The organism is Desulfosarcina sp., from assembly GCF_041551955.1.
Taxonomy (GTDB): Bacteria; Desulfobacterota; Desulfobacteria; order Desulfobacterales; family Desulfosarcinaceae; genus Desulfosarcina.
The window spans coordinates 1-14,155 of sequence record NZ_JBFELV010000095.1 but is presented as its reverse complement, the minus strand read 5'-3'; the positions used below and the strand labels follow the sequence as shown (position 1 = coordinate 14,155).

Below are 14,155 nucleotides of genomic sequence, written 5' to 3'. Positions count from 1 at the left end.
CTGGAAAAGGAGGGGTACTTAGCCTTTCCCGATGCCACGTCCGATCCGCGCTTGGAAAATCATGCGGCGAAGAAGGCTGAGGGCATTGCCTCGCTGCTGACGGTTCCGGTGACGGTGAATGACCGAGCCATCGGAGTGCTGTCATTGTATACCGGCACCCGGCGCGAGTTCAAACCCAACGAGATCGAATTTTTGCGCGCATTGGCCGAACAGGGGGGGATCGCCATCGAACACAACCGCCTTCTCCGGCGCATGCAAAAAAACGCCATGCTGTTTTTGGAGTTGGCTTCCAACATCAACTCCTCTCTGGACATCCAGAAGGTGCTCAGCAACCTGACGGAGAACATCTGCGACACCCTGGGCATGAAGGGGGCGCTCATCCGATTGATGGACGAAGACACCGGTTCCCTGAAACTGATGGCCAGCCATGGTCTCAGCCCGGAATTTCTGGAAAGGGGCGCCATCACCACCACGGAAACCGCGGCACGCGCCCTGAAAGGGGAGACCATGGTGATCAGCGACGCCACCACGGACAAGCGCATCCGCTTCAAAGATGCCATGAAAAGCGAAGGCATCGTCTCAATGATCGTGGCCCCCATTCTGGCCCGGGACAAGGTCATCGGCGTAATGCGTCTATACAGCGATGTCCAGCGTGAATTCCCGGCGGATCTGATGCTGATGGTAGAGGCGCTGGCCCACCAGGGGGGCCTGGCCATCCAGAACGCTTCTATGTACCTGAAACTCCAAGAAGACAAGAAGAGCTTGGAAGCGGACATCTGGAGCCATCGCTCCTGGTTCTGATCATCGCATCGATGGGGGGCACAAGCCTGATGGGCACAGGCTCCGCACACAACCGAGGCCCGTCGGCATGGCTTGACAACCGCCCCCTTCAGACCGATCTTTTCTGCATGGAATGCTTAACCCCATTGTGAAAGGATCGGTTGTCATGACGACGATGGTCATATTTATCTGCCTGGCGGCGCTTTACGGAGCCCTCAAGATCATCTTGGAACGTCGCCTGGCACCACTGGATGTCACCGGCGAAGACGGAGATCTGTCGGATGTGGCATTTTCCAACGGCTGCAGTGTGCATGCCCTCTTTCAGGAGGCCGGCGGTGTGTGGCCCTTCTCCAGGGACAGGATTGAAAACGACTTTAAAATCTATCTGAATACGGGAGATATCCCCGGCTACGTACGCCAGTTTGTCAAGTTGCAGCCCGCGCGGGCAAGGGACCGCACCTACAGCAAGCTGATCTATTCCGGCGGCCGGCCGCCTTACCTGTAATCTGGCTGAGGCGCGTCAAACGTTGAAGCGGAAATTGATGATGTCTCCGTCACCGACCTTGTACGTCTTGCCCTCCAGCCGGACCGTCCCTTTTCTGCGGGCCTCGGCATAAGTTCCGGCATCCATGAGGTCGTCGTAGGCCAGCACCTCGGCTCGGATGAACCCCTTTTTTATATCCGAGTGAATCACCTCGGCCGCATCCACCGCCTCGGTGCCCCGCGCGATGGTCCAGGCCCGCACTTCGTCTTCACCCACGGTGAAAAAAGAGATCAGCCCCATCAAGTCGTAGGAGCGAACGATGACCCGGTCCGTGGCCGACGCGGTGATGTTGAACTCGGTCAGAAACTCCTGTGCCTCGTCGTCGGACATCTGGGCCAGTTCCTGTTCCAGTTTGGCCCGGATCACCATACACGCCTCCCCTTCGGGCAGGGCGTCAGCGCCGGGAAGCGCATCGTTCTCATCCTCGTTGTTAAAGAGGATCAGCATGGGTTTGGCGGAAAGAAAGGCAAAACCGCGCAGCAGTTTGGCCGTGGCGAGTTCGGGAAACCGACGAAGAGGAGTTTCACTGTCCAGATAGGCCTTGCAGCGTTCCAGCAGCGCAATCTCCTCGGGGTTGGGTTTTTTCCCCCGACGTTCGTCAAGGGCCAGGCGCTCCAGACGTTTTTCGACCACGACCAGGTCGGATATGATCAATTCCTGGTCGATGGCCGCCGCGTCTTGCCTGGGCGTGGGCGAATCGACGCCGTAGCCGCTGAAATGGCGCACCACATGAATCAAGGCGTCGCAGTCGCGCACCTGGGTCCAGATACTCTGGTCCTTCTTGGCGGCCCCACCGTGATCCCCCTTGCCAGGCAGGAAATACTCTACCTGAGTGAAGATGGTTTTGCGTGGATGGTACATCTCGCTTAAGATCTCCACCCGCTTGTCCGGAACGGTGATCGTACCGATACGGCTTTCCTGGCGGTTGCCGTCAGCGGCGACGCTGCGGGTCAACGCTTCGAAAACAGTGGTTTTGCCCGACTGGGGTAAGCCGATGATGCCGAGTCTCATGGTTATAATACTCCTGGTTCCGGCACGGATGATATATCCGTTTTTTTATAGCGTTTCGAAATAGGTTCCAAATTTGATGAACGCGTAAAAAGTCGAATTCCCGGCGGATTCGTATGAAGCCCGAGATCAAGGCTTGCGAATCCGTAAGCAATGATGAGTAGTTACGGTACGCCGCAGTGACGAAGGCTGCAGCGTAACGCGGATATCGGGGTTTTTACGAATCCGTCAAATTTGGCCTTTTCATATCCGTGTGCATCCGTCAAGGCAATAAATAAGGCCGGGGATTTGAAAATCCGAACTAAACCGGCTATGAATCAGTTATGGATTTCCGATGTTCACCGCCTCCCTGGCATGCGCGCGCCCTGTGGCAGGAGGCCAATACCTGCCTGGCGCACACTATGCGGCAAAACCCATCGGTGCTTGCTGAAGCCCACCGGCAGGCCCACCGGATGCGACGCCGCCTTGAATCGATTTTCCCCCTGATGGATCGCTTGTGCCGGGAAACCTGTCCCGACTGCATCAACACCTGCTGCCGGCGGGCATGGGTGTGGGCCGATTTCAAGGACCTGCTCTTCCTCCACCTGGACGGCATCCCAGTGCCCCATCGGCAGCTGCTCGGCCGAGAGGTTGACCACTGCCGCTATGAAAGCCCTGTCGGCTGTCGGCTGGATCGCCTCCAGCGCCCCTTTGTCTGCACATGGTACCTTTGCCCGGCTCAGACCCGCCTCCTTGACCACCAGCCCGCCGAAAAGCGCAACCTGTCACGCGTCCTCGAACAGATCAAAAACGATCGAAAACGGATGGAGGCATCCTACATTCAGGCGGTTTCGTAAAACGCCCGAGATCAAGACTTGCGACTCCCGAGGAACGAGGCGGACAGGATTTACTCCGCAGTGACGAGGGATGAAGCGTGACGCAGATATCGGGCGTTTTACGGAACCGCCGATCATCAGGGTGTGATTTCTTCTTTCAGCATACAACAGGCGATCTTGTAACCGAGGCCATCCGCTTGTGGAAGGTTGCGCGGCTGGATGATGCGGTTCATGACACATCCTTCGGGGATCAATAGCGGAAACAGGTCCGACTCGTTGACCTTGGGGGCCTCCACCAGTCGGTCATTACGAATTTCAAGGCTGTGCAGGGCATAATCCTCGCATAGGGGACACCGATAAACCCGACCATTGGGAAAGATAAAGTAGTTGTCCGCCACCAACCCCGCGCATTCGAAGGGCTCGTCTGAGCCCAGAAACACCTTGGGAAAAGTGACGGCAATTCCCCGCCGGGCGACGGCTTCGGCCACCGGCGGGATCACTTTCAGCCAGGTGTCCCGATCCACCTGGGCAAGGCTCTCCACGCGCTTGGCATCTTGGGTCCACTGCCCCCGAACGCCGATGACCTGGATGAAAAAACGGTCCACGCCCAGTCTTTCCAGCAGGCGCGGCATGCGATGCAGATGATCGATGTTGGCCTGACTCACCGTATAGATCAGGCTGACGGAAAAACCACGCGCTTTGGCTGCCACCACGCCGTGGGTGCACTGCTTGAAACTGCCGTCGCCGCGCAGGGGGTCGTTGACCGTTGGGCTGAGTCCGTCCAGGCTGAAGCTGAAGAAATCCACCTCCTCGGGTGTCACCCGGTTCAGAATGTCATGAAAAAGGTAACCGTTGGTGTCGATGGTCACCGATGCGTAACCCAGCTGCCTGGACCGTTTGACGGCGGCGGACAGGTCCGGGTGCAAGGTGGGTTCACCCCCCAGAAAGATCACGTTGGATGATGGATGTCGACGGGCAAACAGCGTCAGCCACCGGTCGATGGTATCGATGTCAAGCGTATTTCTACCGTGTTGATCGGGATTGATGTAGCAATGGCGGCAGCGAAGGTTACAGCGGGTAAGCAGATGGAAGAAGATGTTGGCTGAATGACGGGTAAAAGAAACGGTTTTTCGCATCGGGTCACGGCCCGCCCTACATCGATTTCATGAAGTTTTCAAGGTCGGCGTCGTCGTCCGCATCCGCATTCGGACTGGCTGCACCGCCCAGGCGCCGGACCTCTTTTTTGGCCCGGATCAGCTCTTCGTTGGTCAGACGCAGGCGGTAGGTCATATATTCGGCGAAAATCCGGTAGAGCAGGAGCAAAAAGTCCAGACGCTCGTCTTTTTGCTCGGAAGTGGAGAGTCGGTTGCCGGCCGAGGTGTCTACGGCCAGACAGATGGTCTTGCCGTCGGACAGCACCGTTGCGCTGCGCGTCTGGTCGTCGATGATGCGCATTTCACCGAAGATCTCCCCTTTTTTGCTGATGTTACTGATCTCTTCGCCTTCTTTGGTGATCCGGATTTTTCCGGACAGCAAAAAGTAGAGCCAGGGATCCATGTCGCCTTCCTGAATAATGGTTTCACCGTCTTCGTACTGGCGGATTTTGCTGAGGCGAAGCAGTTTTCCCAGATTGCGGGTCTCGAAATGCTTCAGCGCCGAGATGGACATGAGTCGCTGAATATTTTCAATATTTTCCTTCAGGTATTTGGACTCGATCATGAAATCCCCCGGTGCGGCTACAATTCGTTGATGATCCTATGCAACATATTCTAATGTGACGGCAAAAGAAAGGCAAGCCTCATCGTCATCATTAACGGAACACGAACCAACTGTCAAAACCCAGATCTCAAACGATGAGTCTTTATTTCATCTCCATGCAATGTTTGGACAGGTTCTCATCAAACTGGACCGGATAGCACCCGTCGAAACAGGCCTTGCAGAAATGGTCCTCCGGGTTTTCGATGCCGGTGGATGAAAGCAATCCCTCCAGGCTCAGGTAGTTCAAGGTGTCCAGTCCTAAGTGCGTGCGCAGTTCCTCCACGCTCATTCTGGCCGCAATCAGTTCCCCCTTGGTGGAAAAATCGATGCCGTAATGGCAGGGAAACCGATGGGCCGGCCCGCTAACCCGAAGGTGAACCCGTTTGACGCCCAGCTCTCGCAGGGCCTTGACCCGGGTCTTGACCGTCGTACCTCGAATGATCGAATCCTCGATGATGATGATGTCCTTGCCCTTGAGCAGTTCCTTGATAGGATTGAGTTTTACTCGAACCCCGAAATCTCGCATGCTCTGGGTGGGTTGGATGAAGGTTCTCCCGACGTAGTGATTACGGATCATGCCTGTCTCGAAGGGGATGCCGCAGGCTTCCGAATAGCCCAGGGCTGCATACGTTCCCGAGTCAGGAAAGGGCATGACCAGGTCCGCGTCCACCGGGGATTCTTCAGCCAGGCGCCGGCCGTGGGCCTTTCTCGTGAGGTAGACGTTGTGGCCGAAAAAGGTGCTGTCCGGTCGGGCGAAGTAGATGAACTCGAAAATGCAGAATGACCGACGCTTGGGGGTTTTGGTATGGATGCTTTTGACCCCCTCGCTGCTGATAATGACGATCTCACCCGGATCCAGCTCCCGGACGAATTCCGCCTGCACCAGATCCAGGGCGCAGGTCTCCGATGCCAGCACCCACGTGCCGTTGAGTTTTCCCAAGCACAAGGGGCGAAAGCCGTGGGGGTCCTTGATGCCGATAATTTCGCCCCGGCTGGTGAGCACCACCATGGAGAAGGCCCCTTTCATCCGGGAAACCGAGGCTTTGAGCGCCTCCTCGAAGCCCAGATTCAGGTTGCGGACGAACAGGTGCAGAAACACCTCGCTGTCCATGGTGGTCTGGAAGATGGAGCCGGTATCCTCCAGTTCCGCTTTCAAATGATGTGCATTGACCAGGTTGCCGTTGTGGGCCACGGCATAGGCCCGCTGGCGGTGGCGCGCCACAAGGGGTTGGGCGTTGGCCACCACCGAGCTGCCCGTGGTGGAGTAGCGCACGTGTCCGATGGCGCTGGGGCCGCTAAGGCCTTCCAGGATGTCCATGTCGAAAACGTCGGGAACCAGCCCCATGCCTTTGTATTCATCGATGGCGCCAGCCTCGGCAACGGCGATGCCGGCGCTCTCCTGGCCGCGGTGCTGGAGGGCATAGAGCCCGAAATAACACATTTTCGCCGCATCCGGGTGATTGAACGCCCCGAAAAGGCCGCAGGCTTCGCGGGGTTTGTCATCGCCAATGAATTCCCGGCTGATGTTCTGTGATGCTTTCATGAATGCTTGCCTTGCAGGGCTGGGGTTATAGTGGGCGACCGGATGGCCCGCTACCCATGGTAATCTTGAATAGCCTTGACTTCAAAAGGTTTTTCCCTCAAGGCGCCGACCGCCCGGCATACCGCCAGCGCGCCGGCGGCGGTGGTGGCGTAGGGCACTTTGAATTTGAGGGCTGCCCGGCGGATGGTATAGCCGTCGCGGCGCGGTTCGTCACCAGTGCCGGTGTTGATGATCAGCTGTATCCGGCCGTTCTTGATTGCATCGGCGGCATGGGGTTGGCCCTGGGACACTTTGTTGATCCGTTCGGCCGGGATGCCATTGGCACAAAGATGGGACCATGTGCCGTCGGTGGCCAGGATATCGAACTGCATATGGGAAAATTGCCTGGCGACTGCCAGAATGGCCGCCTTGTCTTCATCGCCCACACTGATGAAAACCGTTCCGGACAGGGGCAGGCGCTGACCCGCCCCCAGCTGCGCCTTGGCATAGGCCAGGCCGAAGTCGGTCCCGATGCCCATGACCTCTCCGGTGGATTTCATCTCCGGCCCCAACAGGGTATCCACATTCGGAAAGCGATCAAAAGGAAGCACCGCCTCTTTCACCGACTGGTGCCGGGGGACCACCTCTTCGGTGAGCCCCAGTTCCCCAAGGGTTTTGCCCAGCATGACCTTGGTAGCCAGCTTGGCCAGGGGAATGCCGGTGGCCTTGCTAACGAAGGGAATGGTCCGGGAAGCCCGGGGGTTGACCTCGATCACATAGAGCAAATCGTCTTTGATGGCGTACTGGACGTTCATCAGTCCCACCACCTTCAGTTCGGCGGCCATGGCCTTGGTGGCCACGGTGATTTGAGCAATCATGTCGCTGCCGATGCTGTGGGGGGGCAACACGCAGGCCGAGTCGCCGCTGTGGACCCCGGCCGCCTCGATGTGTTCCATGATACCGCCGATAATGGTGGTGGAACCGTCACAGATGGCGTCAACATCTACCTCCATGGCCGCTTCCAGAAACTTGTCGATGAGCACCGGGTGGCCCGGGGAAGCCAAGATGGCCAGGCGGGTAAACGTCTCCATGTCTTTGGGGTCGTAAACAATCTTCATGGCCCGCCCGCCCAGGACGAAAGAGGGGCGCACGATCACCGGATAGCCGATGGTGTCGGCAATCCTCAGCGCCTCGGCGATGGACAGGGCCGTGCCGTTGGCCGGCTGCATGAGGCCCAGCTTTTTCAGCATGGCTTGAAACAGCTCGCGGTCTTCGGCCCGGTCTATGCTCTCCGGCTGGGTGCCCAGGATGGGAACGCCGGCGGCATGCAGCGGCGTGGAGAGATTCAACGGGGTCTGGCCGCCGAACTGGACGATGATGCCGGCCGGCTTTTCCTTCTCCACGATGTGCAGCACATCCTCGCGGGTCAGCGGTTCGAAATAGAGCTTGTCCGATGTATCGTAGTCGGTGCTCACCGTTTCCGGGTTGCTGTTGACCATGATGCTCTCCACACCCATCTCCCGCAGGGCAAAGGAGGCGTGCACGCAGCAGTAGTCGAACTCGATGCCTTGACCGATGCGGTTGGGTCCGCCGCCCAGAATCATCACTTTTTTACGATCCGACACCCGGGCTTCGCATTCGGTTTCGTAGGTGGAATAGTAATATGGGGTGGCGGCCCGGAATTCCGCTGCGCAGGTGTCCACCAGCTTATATACGGGCCGGATGCCCAAGCCCTTGCGTGTCCGTTCCACCTTAGTTTCCGTACTGCCGATGAGATGGGCGATTTGGACGTCGGAAAACCCGAAGGCCTTGGCCCGGGTCAATCGATCGGAGGTGAGGGCCATTAAACCGTCCTCTGCCGGACTGCCGGAACGGCATGCCGTCTCGGCGGCGGTCAACAGCTCCTGCTCCATTCGGAAAATCTGCTCCAGCTGGAAGAGAAACCAGGGATCGATAGCGGTCATCTGATAAATCGTATCGATGGACATGCCTGCCATAAGGGCGTAACGCAGGTAGAACACCCGCTGGGAGTTGGGGATGACCAGCTTCTGTTCGATCTCGTCCAGAGTGGGTGGCGCACCGTCCGCCTCGGGCAGATCCTTGCCATCGGCACCGAAACCGAAACGACCGATTTCCAGCGACCGCAAGCCCTTTTGAAAAGCCTCTTTGAAGGTCCGGCCGATGGCCATGGTTTCACCCACCGACTTCATAGCGGTGGTCAGGAGATCTTGGGTCTCCGGAAATTTTTCGAAGGTCCACCGGGGGATTTTAACCACACAATAGTCCAAGGTGGGCTCGAAAGAAGCCAGGGTCTCGCCGGTAATGTCATTGGGGATTTCGTCCAGGGTGTATCCTACAGCCAGTTTGGCGGCGATTTTAGCGATGGGAAAACCCGTGGCCTTGGAGGCCAGCGCGCTGCTGCGCGACACCCGGGGATTCATCTCCACGACGATCATATCCCCGTTTTGCGGATTGACGGCAAACTGGACATTGGAGCCACCGGTATCCACCCCGATTTCGCGCATGATGGCCAGGGAGGCGTCCCGCATCGTCTGGTACTCCCGGTCCGTAAGGGTCTGGGCCGGGGCCACGGTGATGGAATCGCCGGTGTGCACACCCATGGGGTCGAAATTTTCGATGGAACAGATGATCACCACGTTGTCGGCGTGATCCCGCATTACCTCGAGCTCGTATTCCTTCCACCCCAGCACCGACTCTTCCAGCATGACCTGGTGGGTCAGACTGGCGTCAAGCCCTGACTTGGCAATGTCCTCCAGGTCCTCGGGGTTGTAGGCCACGCCGCCGCCGGTACCGCCCAGGGTATAGCTGGGCCGGATGATCAGTGGAAATCCGATGTCGTCGGCGATGGTACGGGCCGCTTCCATGCTGTTGGCGATCCCGCTGTGGGGAATACGCAGGCCGATGCGGTGCATGGCCTCACGGAAGCGATCCCGGGATTCGGCCTTTTCGATGGCGTCCAGGGAGGCGCCGATGAGTTCCACGTTGAAGCGTTCCAGAACCCCTTGCCGGGCTACTTCCACGGCGGTGTTCAGCCCGGTCTGTCCGCCCAGGGTGGGCAGCAGGGCATCGGGGCGCTCCTTTTCGATGATCTTGGCCACAGCCTCCGGGGTGACCGGTTCGATGTAGGTGCGATCGGCCGTTTCCGGATCGGTCATGATGGTGGCCGGGTTGGAATTCACCAGCACCACCTCGTAGCCTTCTTCTTTGAGGGCTTTGCACGCCTGGGTACCGGAGTAGTCGAACTCGCAGGCCTGGCCGATGATAATGGGGCCGGCGCCGATGATCAGGATTTTATGGAGGTCCGTGCGTTTGGGCATGTGTGTTCGAGACCGAAGTCAGAAGTCCAAATCCAGAATTCAGCAGCGTGGATTTGGCTCCAAATAATTTAAATGTGTGTAAATAAAGGACTCGTCGTCAGTTTTCCGGCAACTGGTTGCACCCTCGACGAATCCGCGAGCAGTCCGAGATCGAGGCTTGCGAGTCCCGAGAATACCGCTATCGCGGGTGCCGCAGGCAGCCCATAGGCGACACGCCGCAGTCACGAGGAACGAAGCGCAACCCAGATATCGGGATTCTTACGGATTCGTCATTTCGTTTTCATCATGGCCCTAAACTGGTCGAACAGGTAAGCCGCATCGTGCGGCCCCGGCGACGCCTCCGGATGGTATTGGACTGAAAAGGCCGGCAGCCGGCGGTGCCGGATACCCTCTACGGTGTTGTCGTTCAGGTTGATGTGGGAGACCTCGACGGTATCGGCGCCCAGGCTATCGATATCCACGGCGAATCCATGGTTTTGGGAGGTGATCTCCACCTTGCCGGTGGCCAGATTCTTGACCGGCTGATTGGTGCCGCGGTGGCCGAATTTCAATTTGTAAGTGCGCCCACCCAGAGCCAGGCCCAGGATCTGGTTGCCCAGACAGATGCCGAAGATGGGCAACCGACCCAGCAGATCCTTGACCGTCTGGACGCCGTAGACGACCGGCTCCGGATCGCCGGGGCCATTGGAGAGAAAGAGGCCGTCGGGCGCCATGGCCATAATGGCCGACGCCTCGGTCGCGGCCGGCACGACCACCACCTCGAATCCGACGCGTTCCAGGCATCGGGCAATATTGTACTTGAGGCCAAAATCAACGGCCACCACCGATGGACGATCTCCCCGATGCTGCCAGACGTCGGCATTCAATGCCAAGCCATCTGCCAGCGCTTCGGGCTTGCCGCCGGTCCAGCGGTAGGGATGTGCAGTGGAGACTTTCCTGGCAAGGTCCATCCCCACCATGCTGGCTATAGCCTTGGCGCGCCGTGTCAGGGATCCGGAATCCAAATCGGTCGTGGAAACAATGGCACGCATGGCGCCGCCATTGCGGATGTGGCGGGTCAGGGCACGGGTATCCAGTCCCTCGACACCCAGCACCCCCTGGCCGGCAAGGTAGTCGGCAAGGGATTGCGTGGATCTGAAGTTGCTGGGAAACGACTGGTACTCCTTGACCAGAAAAGCGGCCACCTGGATCCGTGCGGACTCCACATCCTCGTCGTTGACGCCGTAGTTGCCGACCAGCGGATAGGTCATGGTGACCATCTGGCCGCTGTAGGACGGGTCGGTGAGCACCTCCTGATAGCCGGTCATGCTGGTGTTGAACACCACCTCGCCGCTGGCTTCCCCCGGACCGGTAAAGGATCGGCAGGGGAACGTGCGGCCGTCTTCAAGTGCTAACAATGCTTGCATACGGTTTGGTTTTTTCGCGGGTTGGCCCGCCGCTGTGCCTAAAATTGATCAACACCTCTTAAGGTTCTGTGGTCAATTATCACATCTGATCGGCAAATCAACCCCCTAAAAAAGGCAGATCCGCAGGCCTGCCTTTTTTCTTAAAAAACCATCAAGGCCCATTCATTCACGAGAGGTGTTTCTGGCGGTTTCGGATAACGCCCGAGATCAAGGCTCTCGAGAAATTTTACCACAGGCGCCCCGAAGAAAGTGCCCTTGAGGTGCACATAAAGTCTATTCCGAGGATAAAATGTCGAGCGTACCGCAGATATCGGGCGTTATGCGGGACCGCTATCCTATCGGTGTGTTTTCCACCAGGTCCCAAATCCCGCATGGGCAGGCTCCGGCACAGAACCCGCAGCCAATGCAGCGGTCAGGGTCCACCACATATTCGAAGGTGACATCCCCTGAGGCCTCGCGGCTGATGGCCGCCTCCGGACACATGGCCACACAAATGCCGCAGTCCCGGCAGGTGCCGCAGGAGGAGCACTGGGAACCGCACTGGTCCATATCTTCATACTGGACGATCCGGGGGTCCAGGTATTCCAGGGAAATGCGGTTGATGTCGATAACCATCTTCCGGTCCGCACCCGGCCGCTTGCCGGCCAGAATCTCCGAGATGGTTTCGGCCGCCCGCCGCCCGGCACCAATGGCGTCAGTGAGCAGTCCTGGCCGCACGGCGTCACCGATGGCATACACCTTGGGGTTGGATGTCTGGTAATCTTCGTTGACGGCCACGAAGCCACGCTCCGTCGCCACGTCACCCGGCAGGAATTCCAGATCCGGCGCATCGCCGATGGAGACGACCACGGTGTCGGCGGGGATCAACTCCCCGCTTTCCAGCTCCACGCCGCGGTCGGTGATTTGGCGGGTAAACACCGGCCAACGGAACACGGCGCCCGCCGCCTCGGCGTCTTCACGCTCCTTGCCGAAGCTGGCCGGCTCCTGGACATCCAGCAGGGTAATCTGCCTGGCGCCCAGGCGCGACGCCTCGGTGGCCACGTCGCAGCCCACGTTGCCCGCGCCGATGATCACCACCCGATCGCCCGGTTTGACCCGGTTATGCTTGGCATCGGATAGAAAATCCATGGCCGTGATTAACCGCTCCTTTCCCGGAATGGGCAGCGTCCTCGGTTTTTGTGCGCCGGCGGCCACGACCACAAAATCGTAATCGGCAATGAGTTGGGCCATATCGCGCTGGTTCAGCTGCTGATGGAGGTGAACATGGGGGATCACCTCGGCCGCCCGTGCCAGTTCTTTGGCCGCCACGTCGCTGGGAATCCGGCTGTCGGGGATCACCGACGCGATTTTACCGCCCAGCGTGGGGGCGTTGTCGAACACCACCGCCTCGTGGCCCAACCGCCGAAGCTGCCAGGCCGTGGAAATGCCGGCAGGCCCGCCGCCGACCACGGCGATGCGTTTACCGGAAAGCGCCGGCAGCTCAGGCATGCTGGCCTTGATGCTGGCCCGGCCCAGTTGAGACACATCAACCGGCGTCATAAAGGCCGAGCCCTTGGTACAGGCGGTCATGCACGGGTGCGGACACAGGTAGCCGCACACGGAAGCCGGAAAAGGGGTGAAGGCCAGCGCCAGGTCCACCGCTTCATCCACGCGCCCCTCACGCACCAGCCGCCAGCGCTCCTGCACCGGTATCCCTGATGGGCAGGTGGCTTCACAAGGCGCCTTGAATTTGCGGTTTTCCCACACGGGGACGAAGCGCCGCAGGTCACCGTGGGTAATCAGCGGTATGGCGCTGCGGTCAAGGTCGGTGAGATCGCCGACGATGCCGCCTTGGCCCAGTTTGGCATCCCAGACGTTTTTCCTGAAGTCGGCCATGGATTGCCGTTCGACGCCCTTCTTCTCCTGGGGCGAGCGGGCGGCGATCAATTGCCATTCATCACGGACCGTCAGGCGCTCGACCAATTCCGATCGGTCGATGGCCGTCAGAAACCGTTGGAGCCCCTCGGTCAGCCACTTCCAGGAATCGTCATCGATGGGCATCATCTTGGCATCGGCATGACTGAAACCCTGATGCGGACCGCGAAACAACACACGACCGCCCACCATGCCCACCATGGGACGGTAGCCCAACACATTTTCAGGGTTCTGGGGCTCATGGCCGCAGATCACGGCCACGCCACCGGCCATGAACTCGGCGAAATAGTCCCCCGCGGAACCCAGCACCCAGAGCTGGGGCGGTTCAAAGCGTGGGTTGAACTTGGTCATGGTCATGCCCCGGGCGCCGATGTTGCCGGCAATGTACACATTTCCCTGGGCCATCCCATTGGCCGCGCCGTTGGATGCGTGGCCGTGAACGGTAATCGTGGCACCGGCATTGAGCCAGCCCACATCGTCCGAGGCCGGCCCCAGCACTTCGATGAACGTACCCGGATATCCCAGGGATCCCAGCCGCTGGCCGGCATGGCCGTCGATGGTGATATGCACGGGCTCGCCATCCGACCGCCAGAGCCGGCCGCCGATGCCGTGCTGGCCAAAGGCGTGAACGACCAATTGGCGATGGCCCGCCCGCACGGCCTGTTGAATCTGTTCTTCCAGAACCCGCGAGGTCAGGCGCTCGCCGTCACGTTTTCCCAATATATTTAGGGGCTGTCTGTTTTCCGTCATCGATCTGCTCCGGTGGATGTAAAAAAGTGTCTAAGTTGCTGGCCTATAGGCGGCAAGCTATAGAAACAATCGGCTTTGCGGCCGGTTTTTTCTGTCTAAACCGCTACAGCCGACCACCCAGTTTACACCACGTACTTGATATCAAGCCGTTGGGCGGCATGGTAATCGCTGATGCCCAGGGCGTCTGACATGCCGATGGGCAGCGCCGTGGACCGGCCCAGCGGAGCCACTATTTTTTTCAGTTCCGTGTCAAAGGCCAGAAAAAGATCCACCACCCGTTCGGCCACCTGTTCCACATCCAGGCGACGGTATAGGCGCGG

10 protein-coding genes and 1 pseudogene are annotated in these 14,155 nt (G+C 59.0%); 3 read left to right on the top strand and 8 right to left on the bottom strand.

Annotated features, from left to right (window positions below; genetic code table 11):
* Together ABYV26_RS09580 and ABYV26_RS09575 are read left to right on the top strand one after the other, a co-directional pair.
* On the top strand, nucleotides 1-801 hold an 801-nt coding region (locus ABYV26_RS09580), incomplete at its 5' end, for a GAF domain-containing protein (protein WP_372680427.1).
* Between the two features lie 145 nt (nucleotides 802-946).
* Complete coding sequence (locus ABYV26_RS09575) at nucleotides 947-1,285, top strand: hypothetical protein (protein WP_372680425.1); 339 nt, start codon at nucleotides 947-949, stop codon at nucleotides 1,283-1,285.
* Between the two features lie 15 nt (nucleotides 1,286-1,300).
* On the opposite strand, the gene ABYV26_RS09570 is transcribed toward ABYV26_RS09575, so the two are convergent.
* Nucleotides 1,301-2,335 carry a DUF933 domain-containing protein gene (locus tag ABYV26_RS09570; protein ID WP_372680423.1) on the bottom strand — a complete coding sequence of 345 codons (1,035 nt, stop codon included), beginning with the start codon at nucleotides 2,333-2,335 and terminating at the stop codon, nucleotides 1,301-1,303.
* A 320-nt stretch (nucleotides 2,336-2,655) separates the two neighbouring features.
* On the opposite strand from ABYV26_RS09570, the gene ABYV26_RS09565 reads away from it, so the two are divergent.
* Nucleotides 2,656-3,168 carry a hypothetical protein gene (locus tag ABYV26_RS09565; protein WP_372680421.1) on the top strand — a complete coding sequence of 171 codons (513 nt, stop codon included), beginning with the start codon at nucleotides 2,656-2,658 and terminating at the stop codon, nucleotides 3,166-3,168.
* Nucleotides 3,169-3,284: 116 nt separating this feature from the next.
* Here ABYV26_RS09565 and ABYV26_RS09560 read toward each other — a convergent pair whose 3' ends face one another.
* From ABYV26_RS09560 to ABYV26_RS09530, 7 genes and pseudogenes are all read right to left on the bottom strand, one after another.
* Nucleotides 3,285-4,283, bottom strand: a complete 999-nt coding sequence (locus ABYV26_RS09560) for a radical SAM protein (protein WP_372680419.1) — start codon at nucleotides 4,281-4,283, stop codon at nucleotides 3,285-3,287.
* A gap of 16 nt (nucleotides 4,284-4,299) precedes the next feature.
* A complete protein-coding gene (locus ABYV26_RS09555) occupies nucleotides 4,300-4,866 on the bottom strand; it encodes a cyclic nucleotide-binding domain-containing protein (protein WP_372680417.1) in 567 nt (188 codons plus the stop codon).
* A 142-nt stretch (nucleotides 4,867-5,008) separates the two neighbouring features.
* Nucleotides 5,009-6,448: an amidophosphoribosyltransferase gene (purF, locus tag ABYV26_RS09550; RefSeq protein ID WP_372680415.1), complete on the bottom strand. Its 1,440-nt coding sequence runs from the start codon at nucleotides 6,446-6,448 to the stop codon at nucleotides 5,009-5,011.
* A gap of 50 nt (nucleotides 6,449-6,498) precedes the next feature.
* Nucleotides 6,499-9,765, bottom strand: coding sequence for a carbamoyl-phosphate synthase large subunit (gene carB / locus ABYV26_RS09545; protein WP_372680413.1), 3,267 nt, complete (start codon nucleotides 9,763-9,765; stop codon nucleotides 6,499-6,501).
* A gap of 269 nt (nucleotides 9,766-10,034) precedes the next feature.
* Nucleotides 10,035-11,171, bottom strand: coding sequence for a glutamine-hydrolyzing carbamoyl-phosphate synthase small subunit (gene carA / locus ABYV26_RS09540; protein ID WP_372680411.1), 1,137 nt, complete (start codon nucleotides 11,169-11,171; stop codon nucleotides 10,035-10,037).
* 330 nt (nucleotides 11,172-11,501) lie between these two features.
* Complete coding sequence (locus ABYV26_RS09535; protein ID WP_372680409.1) at nucleotides 11,502-13,835, bottom strand: FAD-dependent oxidoreductase; 2,334 nt, start codon at nucleotides 13,833-13,835, stop codon at nucleotides 11,502-11,504.
* A gap of 122 nt (nucleotides 13,836-13,957) precedes the next feature.
* Nucleotides 13,958-14,155, bottom strand: a pseudogene (locus ABYV26_RS09530) (glutamate synthase); the annotation flags it as partial.